Source organism: Pseudoalteromonas sp. J2K-J979 (assembly GCF_058169715.2).
The window spans coordinates 93,198-116,635 of record NZ_CM200282.1 but is presented as its reverse complement, the minus strand read 5'-3'; the positions used below and the strand labels follow the sequence as shown (position 1 = coordinate 116,635).

Genomic DNA, 23,438 nt, shown 5'->3' with positions numbered 1-23,438 from the left:
TTAACTCATCCTTAATGCGATTTTTTGCCACCATGCATTAGGTAATAATGCCATCAACTTCATGGCAAAAATAAATGCGCGTGGAAAATTAATTTCGTTTTTGTTTTTATCCAACCCTTTACGAATTATCTTTGCAGCTTGCTCGGCCGTAACAATGCTCGGCATGGGGAAGGTGTTTTTTTCTGTCAGAGGCGTATCAACAAATCCCGGGTGGATAAGTGAAACATTGATGCCTCTGTTTTTTAAGTCGATACGTAATGTGTTTGCCAAATAGCTAACAGCAGCTTTTGAGGCGCCATAGGCCTCTGCGCGAGGCAGGGGTAAGAAGGCGGCACTCGAACTATTAAATGCAACTGTACCGGCCGGTTTAAGTAATTTTAACCAAGCACTTAGGCTATTAGCTACCGAGATGAGATTCGCTTGAATAACCCGATTGAATAACGCAGCATCGAAATGAAGTGGATCGTCGATATATTCACAGTTACCAGCATTTAAAATTAGCAGGTCAAGATCGGGTAAGTTTCGAGAAACAATTTTCAGTCTGTCTAGGTCTGTTAAATCACAGATTAATGGGATGACGTTTTTATGATCTTCGGCTAAAGCGTCAAGTCGGGCTTGATTTCTGCCACCTGCAATCACTTGGTAGCCAAGGTTGGCATATTCGATACACAGGGCTCGTCCAATCCCTGAAGATGCCCCGGTGATTAGGACGCTTTTCATTGTGAAGCCTTATTTTTTAACCAACGAACAGATGCGCCAAACACAGGTATATGCTCATAGAGAAGCTGACCTAAATCAAAAAAATCACGGTGAGCAATAACCTTATCATCAGCAGTTTCGAGCCGGGAATGACCGACTACACGGATCGGTCGTCCTGCGTTTAGTCGCGGATGCTGGTATGTCATGGTCCAGTACAAAGCGGCTTTATTACCCGATATAAAACGGTCGGTTATTTCGAAATTGATACTCGTTACATTGGCGTACATGTGCTCGAAATAATCAGTTAATGCACTTCGTCCATCAACCCGATGCAAAGGATCTTCAAACACGACATTAAAATGGTAAATGCTCGCCAGAAGTGAGAGATTATGTTTATTCAAGCGTTGGTAAACATCGACAAAATTATCTAACCAGCGAGCGTGTTCCACGGTATCGATTGTATTTGTTGCTGTATTGACCATTAAGTATTTCCCAGTTGATGCTTATAAAAATCAAGTGCTATTGCTCTTGCTTGTTTGTGCTCAACAATGGTGTCCCAGTAGCATTCTAATTGACCCGTCGCGGTCAAGTACGCTTGTGGGAGATGAATGTGTTTTACTGGTACATCTTTGAGTTCTGGTAAATATTTACGGATGAAAGAGCCATCAGGATCAAACTTTTCACTTTGTGTAATGGGATTAAAAATCCGAAAGTAAGGTTGTGCATCGCAACCCGTGCCAGCAGCCCATTGCCACCCCCCATTATTGGCTGAAAAATCACCATCAATCAGATGTTGCATAAAAAACTGTTCACCCAAACGCCAATCAACTAACAAATGTTTAGTTAAAAAACTGGCCACGACCATACGTAACCGATTGTGCATCCATCCTGTTTTAGTGAGTTGTCGCATTGCGGCATCAACAAGGGGGTAGCCTGTTCTACCTTGGCACCAAGCTGCAAAATAATCGGGGTTATTTGGCCAATTTAAAGCATCATATTTGTATTGAAAATTCGTGTGTTTAATTAAATTTGGGTGATGAAACAATAAATGTTTATAAAAATCCCGCCAAGCAAGCTCGTTAAGCCAACAAAACTTTTCAGCTTTTGGGTCTTCTAGCAGGTGCGGGATGTGCTGCGAAACTTCAAAAACTAACCGTTTGGGACTGATAGCCCCGATAGCGAGATAAGGCGATAAACCTGAGGTGCCTTTTTGGGCCGGAAAGTCTCTGTAAAGTTTATAATCAGCATGTTTTGCGTCAATAAACTCAGGCAGAACCTGGGCTAAGACTTTGTCTGCTAATGGCCACTTGGCTGAGCATTTTTTTGCTGTCGGTATCTCAATCTGAGAAACATTAGTCGGGGCCTCAGTGTTTGTGGCCAACTCAGCTGGGTGTGGCGCCAGCCCGATCCCACTGTCTCTTAGTTTACTCAACCACGCATTTCTAAAAGGGGTGAACACTTTGTACATTTCGTTTTTGCCATTGACGACGAGTCCTTTTGGCACGATTACATCTGCTTCAAACAAGTGCAATGAGATCCCTGACTCAACGACGGCTGAGTCGCGTAGCTGTTCATTGTGTTCGAGCTCAGCATTGGCAAAGACCTGTTGAATTTTCTGCGCGGTGCAATACTGGTTCAATACTTCGACTTGTTGATTGAAATCCGTTGAAACGAATACATCTAAGCAAATATTGTATTCGCTAAGTTGTTTACAGAGTAAATTAAGGTGACGCTCGATAAAATCGATTTGAATTGGCGCTACATTGTGAAGCGCCCATTGCTCGGGAGTGGCGATAAAAAGGGCCCGAGTTGGCCCTGATTGGATTGCTGCTGCTAATGCCGGATTATCATCAATGCGTAAATCACGACGAAACCAAATTAAATTCATCAATAACCATACCTTAGTTTTAAATCCTGCGGATAAGGTGATAAATATACTTGGGCAGCTAAATATTGTTTTGGGTATTGCTTCAGATAATGATTAATCAGTGTCAGAGGCACCAGTAATGGCACAAGACCCGCTCTGTAGTCATCAATTTGCTGCACAAGCTCTTGTTTTTGCATTTTATCTAGCTGTTTTTTAAAGTACCCTTGTAGGTGTTGCAACGTATTACTGTGAGTTTTACGGGTTGCAATGTGTTTTAAGCCCGCCATCAAACCATGAATATAGGCATCCGCCATGTCTTCAACGGGTAAATCAGCACGAGCGAGTAGCTGTCCAAGTGATTTGTAAGTGGGTAAATGGTGACTCATAAGCAGATACTTATGTTCACTGTGGAACGCCATCATTTTATGTTTAGTTAACCCTGAAGCTACTAAATCTTGCCAGTGCCTATAGGTGAAAACACGCATGACAAAGTTTTCACGCAAACCTAAGTCATTGAGGCGACCATTTTCTTCACAAGGTAATAAAGGGTTCGCAGCCATAATCTCTTGTGCGAAAAGCCCAACTCCTGTCGACTCGGAGCTTTTACCATGCTCATAATAAACCTTAACTCGCTCCATACCGCAACTGGGACTTTTTTGACAAAATATAAAGCCACTCAAGTCATTGATGTTCTGAGCTGTGGTTTGGCCGTAGTGTGTTAACGCATCGGAAACATCACCTGACCCATCAGGGCGACTCACCGCAATGACGTCACCTTTCTTAATTTGTCTGATTGTCGGGCGCGGAATAGGCAAGCCAATTGCTACTTCAGGACAAAAAGCACGATATTTTACGTGTTTACCTAGCTCTTCGACGCAGAAGTCTGATTTTTTATGCCCTCTATCAAATCGAACCTGCTGACCTTCGACACAGGCACTGATCCCAAGCGTTATTTCTGATTGCAGTTCTTTCATGGCTAATCCTAATAAATAAAGCTACCAAGGGGGTTAAGGAGTTTAGAAAACCCTTGTGTAAAGTGTAGGGCATCGTCTGCGACAGTAAAACACAAACAGCCTTCGTCAGTTATCGGGTTATGGGTATGTTCACCATTTAGCAGAATAAAATCTCCTTTTACGTATGTGCCCATTTCATCGCGAAAACTTCCCTCTAAGAGCAGAGTTAACTCAAAGCCTTTGTGGGTGTGCTGTGGCACTGAGCCTGATTTATCAATGTGAAGTAAACTTGCATGAAGCGCGCCTTCGTTCAGGTCTATTCTTGCGCGACTTAATTTACCCATTTTGTACCAACCAGACATCGACATAGAACTAAGCGCTCTTGGTAAGGAGTAAACCTGCCCCTTGATTTCAATCTGAGGAGGCTCAACCATCATTGGGGTCTCAATGGTTGCATCATTGCAAATAGCACTTATCATCTGGTCTAAATCAAGCGTTGAAACATCAAATTCAGACGAACAAGTACTTGATTGAGTAAACTGCTCTGAAGCAAGCTGAGTGAGTTTTTCAATCTCTGTCGCACATTTTGGGCAAAGCTGGGCATGCATAGAAATCGCCGCGCTCAGCGAAGCCGGCAATTCACCGTTTACAAACTGACAAAGGAGGTCATGCTCGGGATGAAACGTAATCATTGAATGTCTCCTAATTGTTGTTTAAGTTTGTTTAACGCCAGACGTAATCGTGATTTAACTGTGCCTAGGGGAATATTTAATTGCTCGGCAAGCTGCTCTTGAGATAGCTCTTGAAAATAGACACCTTGAATGACCTGCTTTTGCGCATCAGGTAATAATTCAAGATATTGCGCTATTTGACTTTCCATTAAGTGGTCACTGAACACTGTTTCTTCGACATTTTCGGCTTCGACAATGGGCCAGATATCGTCACTTAAGAAGTCTTCTCGCTGCGAGCGGATTTTGCGAAGCATATCAAACGAAACATTTCGCATTATGGTGTAAACCCAGGTTGTGGCCGCGCCCTTGTCAGAGTCAAATAAGTGGGACTTACGCCAAACATTGCTCATGGTATCTTGCAATAACTCATTGGCTGCAGCTTCTGTATTGAGTTGTTTGATGCCAAAGCGAATTATTTTAGGTGCAAACCACTTAAAAATATGCGCGAATGCCGCTTTATCTCTATTTACAGCGATATCACTCAGCCAATCTTTAAGTTGCTGTGATTCTTCAGGGCTCATAGTTTGATTTCTTTTTTTACGAGTGGTTGTTTGACCCTCGTTTGCGACAGACTGTTGCATAATAATCACATTTTAGTTGAGATAATTACCTATACGGTGAAACTTTTCGATCAGATCACCTATTTTCACCGATAATTAAAGTATGCAAGAAGTTTAGGCAGAGTTCATAGCTATTTGGTTGAATAAATTCGTATTTTTTTTGTATTGATAAGGGTAATACTTCGATGAATCTGGCGCACACCCAATTCGGATTGGCATATTCAAACTGCTTATAAAGCGCTGAAAATTCTGGGTTAGCACTAAAAATAGATTTAAGCTCTTGTGCTAACGCTTTTGATTTTTCACAGAGCTCTTTTTCGGGCCAGTGCTCTATTTGCACAGCGGTTGCTTTTTTAAGTTGATCTTTCTCGATTGTAAAGTCACTTAAGGTAACGAGGTTCTTTGCTCTAACATCAATAGATAACAAGCCATCTTCCAACGTTGAGAAGTCAATAATGTCTACCCAGGCCGCATGAGTAGAGCTGTTGTAAGGCTGGTCTTTGTTGTAAGTCGATAAAGCAAAGCCTTGTTCGGTAAGTGCTTCTTTTACCAAACGTATGTATCGCGGTTCAAAAATTCGAAGGCGGGTGATGCCACCAGGAAGTAAAAAAATAGGTAAAGGAAAAACACCCAATTGCATAGTCAAGTTCAACATAGTGAAAACATATAAGCAAATACGCGGCAATGATTAAAATAGTTCAGTCTATCAGCATGGATAAATCGTCAAGGGTCTTATCGACAATTTATTGGGTGTAGCTTACTTGATCCAAATGTTTAGGCTATAATCCGCCTCCAGCATTTGCGCGTCACACTTAACAGGTAAACCATGACAGTAGAAACCTTTAATCCAAAACAAACCACGACCCTAGAAACACCCGCTAAAACACTTGCAGCTCAGGATGCGTCAACCTCGACTCAAAACACAAAAGCAGGCTCTAAAGTGGGTTTTGTGAGTTTAGGTTGCCCTAAAAATTTGGTTGATTCGGAGCGGATCCTCACACAATTAAGAACCGAAGGGTATGAAGTGGTCAGTAGTTACCATGATTCGGATGTTGTCATTGTTAATACTTGTGGTTTTATCGATAGCGCGGTGCAAGAGTCACTCGATACCATCGGTGAAGCGCTCAAAGAAAATGGCAAAGTGATTGTTACCGGTTGCCTTGGTGCGCGGGAAGATGAAATACGCGAAGTTCATCCGAATGTACTCGGTATTACCGGTCCTCACGCATACGAAAATGTGATGGAGCATGTGCATGAATTTGCACCTAAGCCACCGATGAATCCATTTATGAGTTTGGTCCCCGATCAAGGCGTCAAGCTCACGCCCAAACATTATGCTTATTTAAAAATATCGGAAGGCTGTAACCACCGCTGTACTTTTTGTATTATCCCGTCGATGCGCGGTGACTTGGTCTCTCGACCCATTGGTGATGTTTTGCAAGAAGCCGAGCGTTTAAAGCAAGCGGGTGTAAAAGAGCTGTTAGTGATTAGCCAAGATACCAGTGCCTATGGCGTCGATGTTAAAGGCAAAACCGGTTTTTGGAATGGGATGCCCGTTAAAACTGACATGCTCAACTTATGCCAAGCGCTGAATAAACTGGGTATTTGGGTGCGTTTGCATTATGTCTACCCGTATCCGCATGTCGATAACATTATTCCACTGATGGCAGAAGGGAAACTTTTGCCTTATTTAGATATTCCTTTCCAGCATGCCAGCCCACGAGTTCTGAAAATGATGAAGCGCCCAGGTCAAGCTGAGCGTACACTGGATCGGATTAAAAAGTGGCGTGAGCTGTGCCCAGAATTGGTTATCCGTTCAACATTTATCGTCGGTTTCCCTGGTGAAACAGAAGAAGACTTTCAAATTTTGCTTGATTGGCTTGAAGAAGCACAGTTAGACCGTGTTGGCTGCTTCAAATACTCACCGATTGAAGGGGCCAAAGCGAATGAATTAGCCGAGCCTGTTCCTGAAGAAGTGATGCAAGATCGGTTTGAACGCTTCATGATTAAACAACAAGAAATTAGTAAGAATCGCTTAGCTCAACGCATCGGTCAGACGATGGAAATTTTAATTGATGAAGTGGATGCTGAAGGGGCGATAGGGCGCACATTTGCTGATGCACCTGAAATCGATGGCGTGGTATATCTCAACGGAGAAACAGCGTTGAAGCCGGGTGATGTCGTCAAAGGCGTGATTGAACATTCTGATGAATACGATTTATGGGCAACAATTAGCCAATAAATGTTTGTTTATTAGATTATAAACGCAGTCAGTGACTGCGTTTTTTTGTGCCTATCACTATTGGAATTTCACGATATTGGGGTATTAAAAAAGCCACTCAGAATTAAGTGGCTTTGGAATATTCAGGGAACTTTCAAATGAAAGCGGTAAAGAAGGGGTGTGTCTTGACACGAAATAAACACATTACATCCTGTATCCCTTCTTTACTACTAACACTCTAAAAACAAACTTACTGCCTAATTTTTATCGTTTTAACGTGCTTATGGTTCATAACGATACTAGACAAAATAAGGCAGCAAGTTTAGTTAATTATTCCTTAGAACTCATAACGAGCGGTTAATGAAACATAGCGCGCAGCTTGGCGCCCTGTAGTCATGCCCCAATTAGGATTCGCGACTACATCACCACTTTCATTCGTAGTGGTCCCGTTTTGGTACACAGTTGTTTGTGTGTCTGTATTGAATAAGTTATATACAGTGCCCTTTAACACTAGGTTGTTTTCAAACAAATCAAGTGTGTAGCTTGCTGATAAATCAAACTGAGCAACCCAATCTGTCTTGCCTGCAGTACCACGAGGTGAAGGATTGCCATTTTCATCATAGAATGAAGCACCGTGACCACGTTCTGTATTACTTGGACATGATTCCCAAGGCATACCTTCAGCACACGAATCTACACCAAATGGGTGGATCCCCATTTTGTTAATGGGTTTACCATCAATCAAAGTACTGTTTAAGCCAATCACTAAATCATCGGTTACTTGGTAGCTACCAAATAACTTGAATGCATGACGGCGATCGCTGGGTAGATTACCCGATGCGTGATCTTGTAAACCCGCATAGTCGTACGAGACAGTCCAACCTGGATCGGCCTGATCATCATCATCGTTCACTAAACCAGCGGTATTACCCCACAGGTGAGACCAAGTATACGAAGCATTAATATTAATTTGGTCATTCACTGCGCCATCAAGCGTGAACTCAAGTGCGGCATATTTACGCTCTGACTGAGGTTGAGCAACTTCGTCGGCTGATAAAACAATGTGATCAACATTGCCATCACCGTTGAAATCATAATTCACATCCAACCCACTGCCTGGATTAAATAAAATCCAACCATCAATCCAACCATTCGATTCAATGCCTTGCTTTTTGTACCAATTTTGTAACACAGTTTGTAAATCAGCATCTTCAATAGAGCGTTTTAGTTCGCGATAAATACCACGTACACCAAACGTCATATCTCCTTCGAACACTTCAGTCTGATAGCCAGCGGTAAACTCATCTGAGAACATTGACTTTAAGTTTGCCGAGGCTTTTGAACCCGGCGCACCTTCACCTGATTGTGCTAGGAAGTAATTAACTTGATCGCCACGACTCGGTGAGCCATCGGCATTGATTACTGGGTGGCCATCAATGTCTAGTTCATCAACATTGTAGTACCAATGTTCATCACGACGAGAGCCCCCTTGAACGATGTTCATATTGGCTGAAACAGGTTGAAAATAACGACCGAATGTTGCAAATACTTTGCTTTCGCCATCGCCATTTAAATCATAAATTGCTTGTAAACGAGGCGCGATTTGATTATCAACATCTACATAGCTTTGGCCGTCAGACATTTCATTGGTAAACTGGCTATAACGCACCCCTAGGTTTAACACTAACTGATCGGTCGCCTGCCAAGAATCCTGAGCATAAAATGATAAGGATTTAACATGTGAGTCAGAGAAATCTCGACGAATACGTTGGTCGATATAAGGGGTTCCGGCTGGTAAACCTGATTTATCAGAGCCTGTAGCGGTTTCTACGTACCACCAGCCTTGCGCGCTCCCTTCACCGTTTTGTGTTGATTGATGATCAACATGTGTATCGTAATAATCGACACCAAATTTAAATGAATGATCATCTAAACTCCACATTAAATCCGCTCGGAATTGGTCGCGAGTGAACTCACTTTCAGTGATTCTAGATGAAGTATGGTTTGATAACTGACGGTAACCATCATATAGATATGAGCCAACCCAAGGTAGGGCATCGGCAGCGGTATTAAATGTTTGGTCAGTTACACGACCTGCAATGACTTCTAACGATACATCGTCGCTGAGCAACCCGCTGTATTTTAGACCTAAAACATCTCCGCCGGTTTTAGTTGTCCCTAACGTACCTTCGCCATCACGTTCGTTTGTTTCCCAGTCGTAATCGTACGTTTTGTAAGTATTTTTATTTTCGAAATTGATGCTAGTAAATTCGATAGAGTGGTTGTCATTAATAAACCAGTCTAATTTAGCAAACCAACGATCAGATTCTGAGCGACCATCAGAAAGCGAGTTACTTCCAGCAGCAATATAATCATTACGTTGCGGTGCAAAAAGGGCGTAAACGAATAATTTATCTTCAACTAACGCGCCGCTAGCCCAAACAGATAAACGCTTGAACGTCGCTTCGTCATCTGAGGTGTTCGAATAAATGTCACCATTTCGATAAAATAAATCATCATGATGGCTGCTTAATGATTCTGGATCAATACGGGCTTCGACCCCAAAGTTGAACTCATTAGAACCAGACTTAGATACGGCATTGACAATACCACCAATAGCACTGCCAAATTGCGCCGAGACACCACCTGTTTGAACTTCTGTTTGAGAAATGGCTTCCCAAGGTAATGAGATTGAGCCTAAACCTGTTTTCAGAGTTGTTACATTTAAACCATTGAGGTAATAACCATTTTCAGCAGAAGAGCTTCCACCAATTGATGGCGAACCATTAAAGTTACCACCATTAGTTGCGTTAGTCCCAGGAGCGAGTAACACGGCACTATTAAAACCAGACTCTACAGGCAAAAGAGCGAGTTCTGAATCTGTGATCACGACACCGGCGGTCGATGAGGCGGTATCTATACGTGCAATCGCGTTAGCATTAACAGAAATACGTTCAATATCACTGCCTTCATTGATTAACACGCCATTATAAACAATGGCTGAACCAAGTCTTACCTCTAAGTCTAATTCTTCAACAGTTTCAAAGCCTGGTTTTGAAATCGTCATTGAATACAAGCCGATAGGGAGTTTTCTTAGGGTGTAATTGCCACTCTCATCAGCTGTTACGGTACGCGTAATGCCTTTTTCTTTGTGTTTGAGCGTGATGGTGGCACCAGCAGCATTGATGTTATTTGTGGTACTAATTGTTCCTTTTACTTCACCATTGAATGAATCGTTAGCGATAGCGGGTAGTGTAATTGTACCTAGCATACAGGCGATGGCAGCAGCCGTTGCTTTTAATCTAAAATTGTTTTTATTGTTGGTTGTCATAATGAGTCCTTATTCCCAGAGTTTATGAAATATATTGTATACAATATATTTCAAGTTGAGAATGCTATGTTACTCAAACGTTAAATGCAACTATTTTTTGGGATTTATGGTTGATTTTTTAATGCATCAATAAAAATAATCTGGCTATTAATAAATGAAAATATCTATTTCTGGGTATTTAGATGTATAAATTAATCAGGTTATATAAATTTCAGATGTGTTTAATCTTTTAGAGGTCTTTATACTGTTTTAACAATGCGAATAAATTTTTAAATACGAGAGATAAAATACTTAAAAAAAATGAACCAAAACGGTTCATTTTTCTTGGACGATAGGAAAAGGAGCTGTACTTAATGCGCCTCGTTAGTTTTTGCACTCGTTGAGATATTAAAAAACATGGCATACAACACAGGGACAACAATTAAAGTTAGAATGGTGGCAAAGCCTAAGCCAAACATGATCGTCACCGCCATAGATTTGAAAAATACATCAAATAACAAAGGGATCATACCTAAAATTGTGGTGATTGCTGCCATGGCGACAGGTCTAACTCGAGATACTGCGGAGTCAAATATGGCATTGTAAGACTCCTTACCTTGGCTGAGTTCTAAATTTATTTGATCCACTAAGACAATCCCATTTTTAATTAACATGCCAGATAAACTCAATAAACCTAATAAAGCCATAAAGCTGAATGGGCTTGAAGTGACAAATAGCCCAGCACTGACACCAATCATTGCAAGTGGAACCGTGGCCCAAATGACTAACGGTTTTTTAATGCTATTAAAGAGTAACACCGTAATGGCAAACATTGCGATATACCCAAGAGGCAATGAACCAAAAATAGCTGTTTTAGCTTGCGATGAAGACTCATATTCGCCGCCCCATTCCAGTTGATATCCATGTGGTAACTTGATAGCTTCGATAGGTTGCTTGATTCGAGCAAATAACTTCGCCGCTGTTTCGTTACCTAAAATATCATGATCAGCCATAACAGTGATGGTTCGCTTACGGTCACGGCGCATTATTAAGCTGTCTTCAGAGTGAGTCTCAAATCCATCAACAATTTGGCTAATCGGTATATATACTCGCAGAGCAGGACTATATATTTGTAAGTCATTTAAACTATCTACATGTAAGCGCTCATTTGCAGGCGAGCGAGCAATAATGGGAAGGGTTTGCGTGCCTTCGCGATAAATGCCCACTTGTTTTCCCGATAAGCTGGTTAGTAATAATTGGTCTAAATCAGATTTACTGATCCCCAATCGGCGGGCTTTTTGTTCATTAAATTGTGGTCGGATCACTTTGGTGCGTGCCCGCCAATCATCTTTGATGTTAAATGCTCCTGCGTCATTGGCCATGATGGCTTTAGCTTGCGCAGCAAGCTCTCGAAGGACAACAGGATCGGGGCCAGAAAAACGCGCTTCTATTTTAGCATCTGTTGAAGGTCCGATTTCCATTCGCTTTAACTTAACGTGGGCATCGAGTAAATTTGCTTCGCTGTATGCTCTTAAGTCTGCAATCAGCGGCTCAAGAGAGTCTGCATTTTTAACCCGAATAATTAATTGTGCATAGGCGGGATAGGATTTTTCTGGAGAATAGGTGAGCATAAAGCGCGGGGCGCCTTGGCCGATGGTACTGGTCACATCGACAACGTCAGGCTTTTCAAGTAAATAATGTTCAATCTGGGTGATATCTTGCTCAGTTTGTCTAATATCTGAACCTTGAAAGCGCCAATAGTCTAAATAAAACATCGGAGTGTTGGATGCAGGGAAAAATGACTGCTTTATTTGACCAAAGCCAATAACAGAAATAATGAGTGCAGACAACATGACCAACATTGTTGTTTTGCGATAGGTTAGGCTGGCGGTCAAAAGCTGTTTATAAAGTGTATAAATAAGCCCTTGATAGGGATCAGATGTGTGCTGTGTGTCGGCTTTATCGCTAAATAATAAATGGGCGAAAAAAGGAGTTAAGGTGATGGCCGTAAACCAGCTGAGTAATAACGAAATAAGTAACACGCTAAATAAGCTGCCAGCAAACTCACCGGTCGCATCGGCACTTAAGCCAATGGGCGCAAAGGCAGTGATAGCAATTACCGTCGCACCCAGCAGGGGCCATTTTGTTTGCTCAACAATATCGACAGCAGCTTGAAGTCTTGTCCGCCCTTTTTGCAACCCAATCAATATGCCTTCAGTGATGACAATGGCGTTATCGACCAACATACCGAGGGCAATGATTAAAGCACCCAGAGAGATCCGTTGTAAATCAATCGCAAACAGCTTCATAAAAATAAAAGTGCCCAACACGGTTATCAGTAATATTAAGCCGATTAATAGACCACTTTTCAATCCCATAAAAATCAGTAATACAATGATGACAATTGCGACGGCTTCGAGCAAAGAAACAATAAAGTCATTGACTGATTTTTCAACCTCAACTGGTTGATTATAGATTGTATGTACTTCGATACCATGAGGACGTTGATATTCTAACTCTTCTAAGTGCAAAGCTAATCGTTGTCCAACTTCTACAACATTCACGCCACTGCTAAATGATACACCTAATATCAGAGATTGTTGTCCACCATAATGCATGACATTCGTTGGCACTTCAGCATAGCCTCTACTGACGGTCGCTACATCACCTAAATAAATAAGTTCCGATGCGCCGGGGCTTGAAATCAGCAAGTTTTCTAATTCTTTTACATCTTTGAACTCACCGGTCGGGTGAAGCCTAATTGACTCGCTGCTGACTTTTATTTTACCCGCATTAGACACGGTGTTCTGGCTTTGAAGTAAACTAAATATTTGACTTGCAGAAATACCGAGGTTCGCCAGCTTATGAGTGGAGATTTCAACAAGGACTTGTGGTTGCTGTTCACCGGCCATGACAACTTTACCTACCCCATCGACTAGCACTAGCTCTCGGCGTAAATAATCAACATAATCACGCAATTCATCGTACGAGTAGCCGTCCCCAGTTATTGCAAACATCACACCATAGACATCGCCAAAGTCATCCATAATGTTAGAAGGCATCACTCCTTGGGGTAAAGACGGCGCTAAATCATTGATCTTTCTTCTAAGCTCATCCCAAATTTGTCTGAGTTGCTCTTTTCTGTAGGTGCTTTTCATTTCTACAGAAATTTGTGACATGCCAGGAGATGAGATTGAGGTGACGTAGTCAACATAAGGAAGCTGCTGAATGACATTTTCGATCGGGTAGGTGACTTCTTCTTCAACTTGTTGAGGTGATGCACCAGGGTAGGCCGTAATAACCATGGCTTTTTTTAAAGTAAACTCAGGGTCTTCGAGTTGACCCAACCCTAAATATGAAAAAATGCCGCCAATCACTAATAATAAGGTAAGCATCCATGAAATGACGGTTTTTTCGATAGAGAATTTTGCAATGCTCATGATCAAAGGCCTTTTTCACGTTGCCAAGGACGAACGACCTGATTATCGCTAAGAGAATGAACGCCTGCACTGACAACAAAATCACCCAGATTTAACCCGCCTGTCACTTCAATGCCATTACGATGAAGCTCAGCCGTTTGAACGATGACTTTATGGACTGTGTTGGTGTCAGAGTTGTAGCGCCAAATCGCATTTTCTACTTTTTTAGTTTGCGGATTAATCTCTGAAAAAACAGCTTCAACAGGAACTAAAAAATATGCTTGTTGACCTTTGGTGATCTTCGCTAAATCGATAAAGACATTTCCTGTCATACCGGCCAGTAAATTAAAATCTTCAGGAACAGGCAATGAAAATACAACTCGATAGGTTAACGTATTAGGATCGGCTTGCGTATCCCATTCTTTAATCGTTAAGTCATAAGCTTGATTAGGAAAGCCATCAAAAATTACTTTTGGTTGATAATCTTGTGTTTTATCGACACGTGCCACTACTTTTTCTGGAACTTGTATCGTGACATCCATTAAATCACGTGTTTCTAAGCGTAAGATATTTTGCTTGGCTTGGATGTTTTCAAAATTTTTGACAAATACTTTGGCTATTGTGCCAGTAAAAGGGGCTTTTAATTGTGAGTATTCATAATCTGTTTGTGCCTTGCGCAAAGCTGACTCAGCAACTTGCTTATTTGCTTTTGCTTGATCGTATTCGGATTGACTCGCAATTCCTTTGGCCAATAATGAAGAAGTGCGGTCTAATTGTGATACTGCTAATTCATATCGAGCCTGTCTATCATCGACTTGTAATAAAAAATCCGTAGGTTCTAATTTTGCAAGCAATTGGCCCTTTTCGACTTCTTCACCTGCGCGAATTGGCAAAGTGGTAAGCTCTCCATTAACTCTAAATGCTAAATAGGAGCCTTGATTGGCTTCGACTTCTGCAGGGAAACTTCGCATAGTCTCATGATTTTGATTTTTTACTTCAAATAATTTAACTGGGCGGATTAAAGGCGCAGGTGACGTTACAGGTTCATCTTGACAAGCACTGAGAAAACAGAGCATTAGCGGAATGGATAACAGTTTTTTAGTAAGCATTTTCGGCCTTAGAACGAACAAGTCGGATAATGTAATCACAACTATAGGTTTTTATTTAACTTATAGTTAATTTTGCAGCATAGTAGAGTGAAAAAGGTTAAAATTAAATTTATATAAAGTTATCTTCTCTATAAATAAAATTTATGACGTTAGAGCAAATTAAAATATTAGCGGCGGTTGTTGAACAAGGCAGTGTAAAAAAAGCGGCTGAAGTGTTACACAAAACCCAACCGGCACTTAGTATGTCGATTCAAAAGCTCGAAAATGAATTGGGCTTTTTACTGCTAGATCGCGCTCAATATCGGCTGTGTTTAACAGAGCATGGGGCGTTGTTTTTTCGTCAGGCTCGAGCATTACTCCATGATGCAAATCAATTACGTATTCTAGGTAAACGTTTAGCTATCGGCTATGAGGCGAAATACCGCATTTGTTATGATGAAGGGTGTGTTGACGCCAATATAGACCTCTGTTTGACCCAGTTATTTAATCAATATCCTGCAACTGAATTTCTGATTAACTCTGGCAGTCGTTTTAATGCAATTAATCAGGTTAAAGAGCAATCTGTTGAGCTGGGAATTGGCCCTTGGTTCCATCTCTTTTTGTCTACTGGCCAATATGAAAGTTTTCCTATTGGGCAATTAGAGCTTATCGTCGTTGCAGCTCCTCATTTGTTTCAGTCAACAACTGTCACACATTCACGAGATTTAGAGCCATTTAGCTGCATTAGTTTAAAAGAGAGCAATTTTGAGTTTGATAGTGAGCACCTTAATATCGTCCAGGGTGCGCAAGTGATAAAAACAGATGATTTAGCGATGCTAAAACGCTTAGTGGTTGCTGGTGCTGGTTGGGCAATGCTGACACGTAATGTATGCCAACCATTACTTGATTCTGGTGCGTTAATTGAAATCAAACTAGATGATTATTTGGAATCGATCTGCGTCGAGATCCGTGTTTTTAGAAACAAACACAGAGAACATGGCACTGTTGCGACATCACTATGGCAAAACTTACAAAAACTACAAAAAGCTCATGTGTAATAGTCAATTGACCATGTTCAGGGGCTAAAGTTCTCGACAACTTGTTAACTTACTGTTTATTAGATTAATATATTGGAACGATTGTCTAACTAGGCGATTGTATATTATCAACACCTTAATTTATTGAATAAAAAAGTATTGATGGCTTGTTTTATTGGACTATTTAGTCGCATAATGGCGCCAATTAATCGGTCAGTTATATTACATTTTTATTACAAGTAATTGAACCTAATCAACTAAGCATTTGCGAGTATTTTTTTGAAGTTTTTATTTGCTCTGGGTTGTTTGTTTTTAATGTCTACACATTTTTGTCAAGCCAATGTGGTTTGGGATAAGGAAATCAATCAGTTTAGGACATCTGTAGCAGTAGAGCTCAACGATAATTTGTACAACACATCATTGCTGGCTCGCAAATCATCAGTTTCAAGTGTGCAAGCGAATTTAAATACCCTAAGATTATTTGATGGCTATGGGGTGTATCTTCCTGCGACAATTTCAAGTCGGCATGTTAGTTACGATAGCGATTTAAACAATCATGATTTTATAATAGAGCCACAACTTCATGTCTTTTTAAGTGACAATACTGAAGTTGACGTTCAAATTCGTTACTTTGATGTACTGAAAATTAATGGCGATACTCAAGCAGAATTCTTAACAAGTCGATATCTCGATGAAACATTGAGCAGTGCAGAGCTATCACTCATGCTGGGACGTGCCCAACATGATCAGTTCTTAAACTTTGATCTCGGTCATGTGTACCGCCAGCAAACTCAATCGAGCGGCCAATACACGGATATTCGAACCGATTATATCAATGCACTTTATGGACACCGTTTAACGGAAGACACAGATTGGTTAATTGACGCCAGTTATCAACGAGAAGAACGATCAGCATTGGAGAGCATTTTGTATGAGATTGGCGGGGGCTTTCAAACGGATTTAGGCAGCCACCATCAATTGAAACTGATTTCAGGTTGGTTCGAGCGACGAGGGGATTCACAGAATCGAGGTTTTTATTGGAAAATAGAAGATAATTGGCTGATCAATGAGTTTCACCAAATACGATTGATAACGTCGCAGCGTTCTGAGGTGGCCACGAATGTGACCGCCTTGACACAGCTGCGAACACTGGCAGAAATATATTATCAGTTGGAGTTGAGTCAACAACACAGGCTTCATGCAACCGTCAATTTTAAGACTATCGAGTTAGATAACTCAGCAAGAACCAATAAATCTTGGCGATGGAGCCTACGTTGGCAGTGGAATATTCTTCAAGATATTTCAGCTAATTTATCTTTTAATCAACTAAAAACTAAAGATAATCAATTGATTGCCGACAAAGTACAAAATAGATGGGATCTCAATTTGGAGTATGTATGGTGAGATACATAAATGTTATCCTAGTATTGTGTGTGCTGCACTTTACTCAAGTCAACGCATCACAGTTTAATCAAGCGTATCAACTTGGCGCTGGTGATTCGGTTAATATATCGGTTTACCAAGAAGCAGATTTGAACTTTTCTGGTCAGATAAGCCAACAAGGTAAGGTCGATTTTCCATTACTTGGTAGTATTCAACTGTCTGGCTTTACCCAGCAACAAGCTAAAGCACACCTCGAGCAACTTTTAAAAGATGGTTACTTGGTGTCACCGAGTGTATCTATTAGGGTATCAAGTTATCGACCATTTTTTATTTATGGTGAAGTCCGCAATCCAGGGAGTTACACATATCAACCTGATATCACTTTAGAGCAAGTCATTGCGTTATCTGGGGGCCTTAAAGATCGAGCTTCACGGACTCAATGGCAGATCCAGCGCGGGCAGCAAAAAGCAACGTTTGTTGCACAGGCAGATACGATAATTTTGCCAGGTGATGTAATTAAAATAGAAAAGAGCTTTTTTTAATCGATGAGTCAGGTTACGGGCAGTTTTAAATCCAGTGAGGACGAGATTGATTTTGCCGATCTTATTTCTTTGTTTTGGATAAAAAAATGGTTCATTCTGCTTGTTACTTCGATGGTGTTTGCCATCGGGCTCAGTGTTGTCGATCGGATGCCCAATATATATAAAGCGACCACAACCGTGATGGTTAAAGGCACAAAGGGGAGCAACCCTTTACAGTCACTGGTTCCTGGCATGTCGACAAATAATGAGGATCTCGATACCACCATCAAGTTACTTAAATCGTCACAATTTGCAGATTCTATTGTTGAATCTCTTAAAATACCTGTGCATCTGCATGCTTTTGCTTCTTTTCTACAGTGGGATAGTGACGATTTGCTAAACCATTTATCTATTCAGGTTGTATCAAAAACAAACTTGCTAGAGATCAGTTTTGAAAGTCAAGATGCCGAGTTCACAGCGAGGGTGGCCAATCAAGTTGCGCAGACTTTTATGCAGTATCAGACTCAATTAATGCAGCCCCACACGGCTAAAAATGATGATTGGATCAATAGTAAAATTCAAGATGTAAAAGATGCATTATTAGCTGAAGAAACAAAACTCAATCAATTTAGGCAAACTCATAATGTAATCGATATTACTAGTAGCGTCGCTTTAGCAAAACAAGAAATCGGATTGCTCTATCGTGAAAATCGCGAGTTTAACACTCAGTTGGATGTATTGACTCGATTTGAAAAAAAAGTGGATGCTCTGGAGGGTGACATAGAGCAATTGGTACTTATCAATGAAGTGGCCAGTTACCCGCTGATCAAAGAACTGATTCAGCAGCAAGCTTTACAGCGTGCTCAGCTATCACAGATCAAGTTACGTTACTTAGAAAAGCATCCCGTCTATAAATCAATGGCACTTAAAATTAGTGAAACACACAAACAGTTAGCGATTGAAGTTCACGCTTTTATTGAAACAATGTTAAAAAATAAACTTGATATTGAACAACAGCTAGCAAAATTAGCCAGCAAGCAAGACGAAGCTAACACTCAACTAGAAGCAGCGATTGTTCAAGAACAGGAGTTTAAAAAATTACAACGCTCAGTTGATGCAAACTTAAAAATGTTAGAGTCACTGAGTTCAAAACAAAAAGAAACAGAGCTATTAAAAGATATTAATGATACAACCGATATCATAGTTATTGATCCCGCGAGCGTACCTGCATCACCAATCAAACCCAAAAAAGCTTTAATTGCTGCTATTTCACTGGTGATGGGGATGGTATTAGCCATTATACTCGTGATTGTGATTCATTTTTTTGCCGATGCCCAACGTCGTTATCGACAAATCGCACACCATTATGGATATAAAGTGTTAGGAGAGCTGCCAAAAATCCGGAATAAAAATAAAGATAAAACTCAGCCTATTTTAATGGGGGCAGGGAAGCAGTTTGAAATTTACCAAGAATCTATTCGTTCAATTAGAACCAAAATTTCATTGGATAAAGAGCTGGGTGAGCAAAAAATTATTGCTGTGACTTCTTTGACGCCGAATGAAGGCAAGTCATCGACATGTTTACAATTAGCAAAATCATTTTCTGAATTAGAAAAAGTAATTATTATTGATGCTGATTTACGGGATCCCTCTATTGCGGTAGCGCTAGGTGAATCCCGCCATCGTCCTGGATTGACTAATTTATTAGCTAAAACCCATAATTTTGAACAATGCACTTTTCACGATGAACAAATTAATGCGGATGTTTTACCATCGGGACTGAGGCCAATGAACCCGCTATTATTCTTATCAATGCAACGGTTTGAAAACTTATTAGTCGCACTCCAAAAAAAATATGATCGTATCATACTCGAATGTCCACCTATACTCTCTGTCAGTGACGCATTAATGGTCAGCAAACATGTTGGTGGGTTAACTTTGGTTGTTGATGTGCAAAAAACATCGTTAGCGAAATTTAATCATGATATTGAACTGTTGACTCAATCTGATACGACAGTTTCGGGTGTTATTCTAAACCGGATAAAATACGATAATCAAAACTATTATTATGGCTCGACAAAAAGAAGAACTTGACCCAATTGAGTTAAAACAGGCACAAATTTGGACTATTGTCGGCGCGATTCCACGAGGGAATGTCGCGAGTTATGGTCAGGTTGCGCGTTTAGCTGGCTTACCAGGGTATGCTCGTTATGTCGGGCGATGCTTAAAAGAACTTCCGAATGACTCAATACTCCCGTGGCATAGAGTAATTAACAGTCAAGGTAAAATCAGCTTTGTGAAAGGAAGTGAACAATATTTCAAGCAACAGCAATTTTTGTTGCATGAGGGAGTCAAAGTGATAAATGGACGAGTAAACTTAAAACTATTTCAATGGAAGGTTTAATTATTACAACCTTTTGATTATTTCTGACGACTAATAACAAAACCGATTCAGAAATTCAGAATAATGACTTCAGATATTGTTATATTTTTTATGCTTGTTTCACCTGTGTTCAGTATTTGGGTATGTTACATAATTGTAAAATTTTTAATTGTGTTAATAAAAAATGAACCTGAAAAAGCAATTAGGCCACGCAAAGAAAAAATTAAGAATACATTAATATTGCAATGATTTCAGCTTGTTTGCATACAGTTTGCACCTTTTACAGTAACAGTAGATGACATAAAGGCTATTTTTTACATTTTTGTAAAAAAAAGATACGCAAAAAACTAAAAAATTGAAAATAGCGGTTGCCAAGCCAAAAAAAATGCATAACTATAAGGGCTGCGAAGGCACAATAATAAAGAATAGGAATCAAGAAATGAACAAAGCTCAATTAGTTGAAAAAATCGCCACAGATGCTGAGATCTCAAAAGCCGCTGCTAGCCGTGCGCTTGATGCATTTACAGGTGCTGTTTCAAACTCTCTAAAAGAAGGCAACTCTGTTGCTTTAGTTGGTTTTGGTACTTTTTCAGTGAAAGCCCGTGCAGCACGTACTGGCCGTAACCCACAAACTGGCGCTGAAATTCAAATTTCTGCTGCAAATATTCCTTCTTTTAAAGCTGGTAAAGGCTTAAAAGACAGCGTTAACGTATAATCTACGTTTTGCAGTTAAATAAAAAAGGGACTCGAAAGTCCCTTTTTTATTTTAATTAAGCCCTTAAGCCCTTAAGCCCTTAAGGCCTTATCACCTCGCATAATTCCGACGGCGCCTGATCGAACGACTTCGACGATTTCTGTTTCATTTCGAAGCGTGTCAATAAATGAGGCTAGTTTTTCTGAACTTCCTACTAATTGTAATGAATAACAGGTTTTACCCATATCCAATATAGCACCACCAAAAATATCGACGATCCGAGTCACACCTGCGCGGCTCATTTCATCTGCGGCTCGGACTTTAATAAGCAATAGTTCTTTTTCGATATGATTACTTTGAGTGAGATCTATGATTTTTAATACATCGACTAATTTATTCACCTGTTTAGTGATTTGTTCGATTATACGATCATCCCCAACCGTTGTGATTGTGATACGAGACAATGAGTTATCATCTGTCGTCCCTACTGTTAAACTATCAATGTTGTAAGCGCGTTGTGAAAATAGCCCGACAATTCGAGACAATGCTCCAGGTTCATTTTCTAATAAAATCGATAACACACGTCTCATTATGCTTTTACTCCTTTTTTCAACCACATGTCATCAATGGCGCCTAGACGGATCTGCATTGGATAGACGTGCTCTGTTTCATCGACACAGATATCAACAAAAACTAACCGGTCAGTTATTGCCATTGCAGTAGCAAGCGCATCCTCGAGCTGGTCAGGATGATCAACGCGGATCCCAACATGACCATAGCTTTCGGCTAACTTAACAAAATCTGGTAAGGACTCCATATAAGATGATGAATGACGGCCAGAATAAATCATGTCTTGCCATTGTCTGACCATACCTAAAGACCGATTATTGAGAGAAATAACTTTAACGGCTAACCCATATTGCATACAGGTCGATAATTCTTGGATATTCATTTGAATAGAACCATCACCTGTAACACAAATGGATTCTTTATCAGGAAAGGCTAATTTGACTCCCATAGCGGCAGGTAAGCCAAAACCCATTGTTCCTAGGCCGCCACTATTGATCCATTGCCTTGGTTTATCAAAGGGATAATACTGCGCTGCAAACATCTGATGCTGCCCAACATCTGAGCTAATATAAGCTTCACCATTGGTGACTTTATACAGCGTTTCTATCACTGTTTGTGGCTTAATTTTTCCATCAACTTGAGTGTAATTGAGGCATTTTTGTTCACGCCAGTTATTAATGGTTCGCCACCAATCTTCTTGCGCAGCTCGATCGATAGAGAGGGCACTGTTATCGAGAGCCTGCTGTAATTGTGATAAAACAGTTTTTAAATCCCCAACAACAGGAATCTGTGCAGGTATTGTCTTAGAGATTGATGTTGGATCGACATCAACATGTACAATGGTTGCGCTTGGGCAAAATTTCTTCACATTATTTGTAACACGGTCGTCAAAACGTGCGCCCAATGCCAAAATAACATCAGCATTTGCCATTGCTTTATTGGCTTCAAGATTGCCGTGCATGCCGAGCATGCCAATAAAGTTTGGGTGTATTCCAGAGATCCCACCAAGCCCCATTAATGTATTGGTAATTGGGGCATTTAATGATTCGACCAATTGGGTTAGTTGCGCAGACGTATCTGATAAAATGATTCCGCCACCTGAATAAACAACTAACTTTTTAGCTGATAAAATTGCTTCAACCGCTTTTTTTATTTGTTTAGAGTGGCCTTTTTTACTGGGGTTATATGAGCGTATTGCAATATCATCAGGCATGATAAAGTCAAATTTTAAGGCTGGGTTGAGAATATCTTTAGGTAACTCAACAACGACAGGGCCAGGGCGACCTGTTTTAGCAATATAAAACGCTTTTGCTAGTACCGCCGGGATCTCTTCTGCATTGCGGCAGTTAAAACTATGCTTAACGATAGGGCGTGAGCACCCGACAATATCTGTTTCTTGAAATGCGTCATCACCAATTAAATTACTCGGAACTTGGCCTGCCAATACGACCATAGGAATTGAATCCATATAAGCTGTTGCAATACCGGTAACACAGTTTGTCGCGCCGGGTCCAGATGTAGCCAGAACCACACCTACCTCGCCAGTTGCTCGAGAATAACCATCAGCCATGTGGGTTGCAGCTTGTTCATGACGAACTAAGATATGTTGTACATCGTCTTGCACAAAGAGTGCATCATAGATATCAAGTACCGATCCGCCTGGATAGCCAAACACATACTTAACATCAAGTTCTTTTAAGGATCGCACAACAAGTGCGGCTCCTGACATGCTATTTTCTTCCATCCTCATTCCTCAGTTAATGCAAAAAAAAACCCCGTCTGATTGAGCGGGGTTTTTTGAGATATAATTGACTGCTCAAGTTAACCCGCTGGCATCACCACAGTGACCAGTACCACGAGTACAACTAGAACAACAATATTTAAATTCATGTAATTATTTTTTAATTAATTATTAACACATGTAGTTTTATTGATTTTCAGGCTCAATGTCAAGGGGGGGAATGCATTTGGTTTTCGAATAATTATTCCAAGAAATTTTATT

The 23,438-nt window shown here is 40.6% G+C and carries 19 protein-coding genes; 7 read left to right on the top strand and 12 right to left on the bottom strand.

Annotated features, from left to right (window positions below):
- From AC3KVK_RS17015 to AC3KVK_RS16985, 7 genes are read right to left on the bottom strand one after another with little or no spacing between them, the layout of a single operon-like run.
- On the bottom strand, nucleotides 1–720 hold the full coding sequence (locus AC3KVK_RS17015) for an SDR family NAD(P)-dependent oxidoreductase (protein ID WP_490310469.1): 720 nt from the start codon (nucleotides 718–720) through the stop codon (nucleotides 1–3).
- Complete coding sequence (locus AC3KVK_RS17010; protein ID WP_490310470.1) at nucleotides 717–1,181, bottom strand: nuclear transport factor 2 family protein; 465 nt, start codon at nucleotides 1,179–1,181, stop codon at nucleotides 717–719. Before AC3KVK_RS17010 ends, AC3KVK_RS17015 begins: the two co-directional genes overlap by 4 nt.
- Entirely contained in the window at nucleotides 1,181–2,587 is a 1,407-nt protein-coding gene (gene phrB / locus AC3KVK_RS17005; RefSeq protein WP_490310471.1) for a deoxyribodipyrimidine photo-lyase, read from the bottom strand. Before phrB ends, AC3KVK_RS17010 begins: the two co-directional genes overlap by 1 nt.
- On the bottom strand, nucleotides 2,587–3,540 hold the full coding sequence (locus AC3KVK_RS17000) for a YbgA family protein (RefSeq protein WP_490310473.1): 954 nt from the start codon (nucleotides 3,538–3,540) through the stop codon (nucleotides 2,587–2,589). Before AC3KVK_RS17000 ends, phrB begins: the two co-directional genes overlap by 1 nt.
- Before the next feature lie 8 nt (nucleotides 3,541–3,548).
- Nucleotides 3,549–4,211: a ChrR family anti-sigma-E factor gene (locus AC3KVK_RS16995; RefSeq protein WP_490310474.1), complete on the bottom strand. Its 663-nt coding sequence runs from the start codon at nucleotides 4,209–4,211 to the stop codon at nucleotides 3,549–3,551.
- Nucleotides 4,208–4,840, bottom strand: a complete 633-nt coding sequence (locus tag AC3KVK_RS16990; protein ID WP_490310476.1) for a sigma-70 family RNA polymerase sigma factor — start codon at nucleotides 4,838–4,840, stop codon at nucleotides 4,208–4,210. The genes AC3KVK_RS16995 and AC3KVK_RS16990 overlap by 4 nt, the downstream gene beginning before the upstream one ends.
- Before the next feature lie 46 nt (nucleotides 4,841–4,886).
- Entirely contained in the window at nucleotides 4,887–5,465 is a 579-nt protein-coding gene (locus AC3KVK_RS16985) for an LON peptidase substrate-binding domain-containing protein (RefSeq protein ID WP_490310477.1), read from the bottom strand.
- A gap of 171 nt (nucleotides 5,466–5,636) precedes the next feature.
- On the opposite strand from AC3KVK_RS16985, the gene rimO reads away from it, so the two are divergent.
- The gene (gene rimO / locus AC3KVK_RS16980) at nucleotides 5,637–7,052 is read left to right on the top strand and encodes a 30S ribosomal protein S12 methylthiotransferase RimO (protein ID WP_490310478.1); all 1,416 of its coding nucleotides are present in this window, start codon (nucleotides 5,637–5,639) and stop codon (nucleotides 7,050–7,052) included.
- Between the two features lie 316 nt (nucleotides 7,053–7,368).
- Here the strand turns inward: rimO and AC3KVK_RS16975 are convergent, their stop codons facing one another.
- The 3 genes from AC3KVK_RS16975 to AC3KVK_RS16965 all read right to left on the bottom strand — a co-directional run bounded on the left by AC3KVK_RS16975 (nucleotide 7,369) and on the right by AC3KVK_RS16965 (nucleotide 14,869).
- Entirely contained in the window at nucleotides 7,369–10,362 is a 2,994-nt protein-coding gene (locus AC3KVK_RS16975; RefSeq protein WP_490310479.1) for a TonB-dependent receptor, read from the bottom strand.
- A 350-nt stretch (nucleotides 10,363–10,712) separates the two neighbouring features.
- The gene (locus AC3KVK_RS16970) at nucleotides 10,713–13,781 is read right to left on the bottom strand and encodes an efflux RND transporter permease subunit (protein WP_490310481.1); all 3,069 of its coding nucleotides are present in this window, start codon (nucleotides 13,779–13,781) and stop codon (nucleotides 10,713–10,715) included.
- Between the two features lie 2 nt (nucleotides 13,782–13,783).
- On the bottom strand, nucleotides 13,784–14,869 hold the full coding sequence (locus AC3KVK_RS16965; protein WP_490310482.1) for an efflux RND transporter periplasmic adaptor subunit: 1,086 nt from the start codon (nucleotides 14,867–14,869) through the stop codon (nucleotides 13,784–13,786).
- A gap of 143 nt (nucleotides 14,870–15,012) precedes the next feature.
- On the opposite strand from AC3KVK_RS16965, the gene AC3KVK_RS16960 reads away from it, so the two are divergent.
- The 6 genes from AC3KVK_RS16960 (at nucleotide 15,013) to AC3KVK_RS16935 (ending at nucleotide 20,887) form a co-directional block, all read left to right on the top strand.
- Nucleotides 15,013–15,906, top strand: a complete 894-nt coding sequence (locus tag AC3KVK_RS16960) for a LysR family transcriptional regulator (RefSeq protein ID WP_490310484.1) — start codon at nucleotides 15,013–15,015, stop codon at nucleotides 15,904–15,906.
- Between the two features lie 294 nt (nucleotides 15,907–16,200).
- Nucleotides 16,201–17,289 carry a hypothetical protein gene (locus AC3KVK_RS16955; protein ID WP_490310485.1) on the top strand — a complete coding sequence of 363 codons (1,089 nt, stop codon included), beginning with the start codon at nucleotides 16,201–16,203 and terminating at the stop codon, nucleotides 17,287–17,289.
- On the top strand, nucleotides 17,283–17,810 hold the full coding sequence (locus AC3KVK_RS16950) for a polysaccharide biosynthesis/export family protein (RefSeq protein WP_490310486.1): 528 nt from the start codon (nucleotides 17,283–17,285) through the stop codon (nucleotides 17,808–17,810). The genes AC3KVK_RS16955 and AC3KVK_RS16950 overlap by 7 nt, the downstream gene beginning before the upstream one ends.
- A gap of 3 nt (nucleotides 17,811–17,813) precedes the next feature.
- On the top strand, nucleotides 17,814–19,883 hold the full coding sequence (locus tag AC3KVK_RS16945; protein ID WP_490310487.1) for a GumC family protein: 2,070 nt from the start codon (nucleotides 17,814–17,816) through the stop codon (nucleotides 19,881–19,883).
- Nucleotides 19,858–20,193, top strand: a complete 336-nt coding sequence (locus AC3KVK_RS16940) for an MGMT family protein (RefSeq protein ID WP_490310489.1) — start codon at nucleotides 19,858–19,860, stop codon at nucleotides 20,191–20,193. Before AC3KVK_RS16945 ends, AC3KVK_RS16940 begins: the two co-directional genes overlap by 26 nt.
- A 418-nt stretch (nucleotides 20,194–20,611) precedes the next feature.
- Entirely contained in the window at nucleotides 20,612–20,887 is a 276-nt protein-coding gene (locus tag AC3KVK_RS16935; protein ID WP_086743443.1) for an HU family DNA-binding protein, read from the top strand.
- Nucleotides 20,888–20,958: 71 nt separating this feature from the next.
- Here the strand turns inward: AC3KVK_RS16935 and ilvN are convergent, their stop codons facing one another.
- Nucleotides 20,959–21,456 (bottom strand): acetolactate synthase small subunit, encoded by a 498-nt coding sequence (ilvN, locus tag AC3KVK_RS16930; protein ID WP_490310490.1) that lies wholly within the window; start codon nucleotides 21,454–21,456, stop codon nucleotides 20,959–20,961.
- The gene (locus AC3KVK_RS16925) at nucleotides 21,456–23,180 is read right to left on the bottom strand and encodes an acetolactate synthase 3 large subunit (RefSeq protein WP_490310491.1); all 1,725 of its coding nucleotides are present in this window, start codon (nucleotides 23,178–23,180) and stop codon (nucleotides 21,456–21,458) included. Before AC3KVK_RS16925 ends, ilvN begins: the two co-directional genes overlap by 1 nt.
- Nucleotides 23,181–23,438 lie beyond the last annotated feature (258 nt).

Excerpts from the sequence above, each read along its gene's own strand:
- AC3KVK_RS16995 (WP_490310474.1), bottom strand. The coding sequence starts at position 4,211 with ATGATTACGTTTCATCCCGAGCATGACCTCCTTTGTCAGTTTGTAAAC.
- AC3KVK_RS17010 (WP_490310470.1), bottom strand. The coding sequence starts at position 1,181 with ATGGTCAATACAGCAACAAATACAATCGATACCGTGGAACACGCTCGC.
- AC3KVK_RS16975 (WP_490310479.1), bottom strand. The coding sequence starts at position 10,362 with ATGACAACCAACAATAAAAACAATTTTAGATTAAAAGCAACGGCTGCT.
- AC3KVK_RS16970 (WP_490310481.1), bottom strand. The coding sequence starts at position 13,781 with ATGAGCATTGCAAAATTCTCTATCGAAAAAACCGTCATTTCATGGATG.
- AC3KVK_RS16960 (WP_490310484.1), top strand. The coding sequence starts at position 15,013 with ATGACGTTAGAGCAAATTAAAATATTAGCGGCGGTTGTTGAACAAGGC.
- AC3KVK_RS17015 (WP_490310469.1), bottom strand. The coding sequence starts at position 720 with ATGAAAAGCGTCCTAATCACCGGGGCATCTTCAGGGATTGGACGAGCC.
- AC3KVK_RS16955 (WP_490310485.1), top strand. The coding sequence starts at position 16,201 with ATGTCTACACATTTTTGTCAAGCCAATGTGGTTTGGGATAAGGAAATC.
- AC3KVK_RS16940 (WP_490310489.1), top strand. The coding sequence starts at position 19,858 with ATGGCTCGACAAAAAGAAGAACTTGACCCAATTGAGTTAAAACAGGCA.
- AC3KVK_RS16985 (WP_490310477.1), bottom strand. The coding sequence starts at position 5,465 with ATGTTGAACTTGACTATGCAATTGGGTGTTTTTCCTTTACCTATTTTT.
- AC3KVK_RS16965 (WP_490310482.1), bottom strand. The coding sequence starts at position 14,869 with ATGCTTACTAAAAAACTGTTATCCATTCCGCTAATGCTCTGTTTTCTC.
- AC3KVK_RS17000 (WP_490310473.1), bottom strand. The coding sequence starts at position 3,540 with ATGAAAGAACTGCAATCAGAAATAACGCTTGGGATCAGTGCCTGTGTC.
- AC3KVK_RS16950 (WP_490310486.1), top strand. The coding sequence starts at position 17,283 with ATGGTGAGATACATAAATGTTATCCTAGTATTGTGTGTGCTGCACTTT.
- phrB (WP_490310471.1), bottom strand. The coding sequence starts at position 2,587 with ATGAATTTAATTTGGTTTCGTCGTGATTTACGCATTGATGATAATCCG.
- rimO (WP_490310478.1), top strand. The coding sequence starts at position 5,637 with ATGACAGTAGAAACCTTTAATCCAAAACAAACCACGACCCTAGAAACA.
- AC3KVK_RS16945 (WP_490310487.1), top strand. The coding sequence starts at position 17,814 with ATGAGTCAGGTTACGGGCAGTTTTAAATCCAGTGAGGACGAGATTGAT.
- AC3KVK_RS16925 (WP_490310491.1), bottom strand. The coding sequence starts at position 23,180 with ATGGAAGAAAATAGCATGTCAGGAGCCGCACTTGTTGTGCGATCCTTA.
- AC3KVK_RS16935 (WP_086743443.1), top strand. The coding sequence starts at position 20,612 with ATGAACAAAGCTCAATTAGTTGAAAAAATCGCCACAGATGCTGAGATC.
- ilvN (WP_490310490.1), bottom strand. The coding sequence starts at position 21,456 with ATGAGACGTGTGTTATCGATTTTATTAGAAAATGAACCTGGAGCATTG.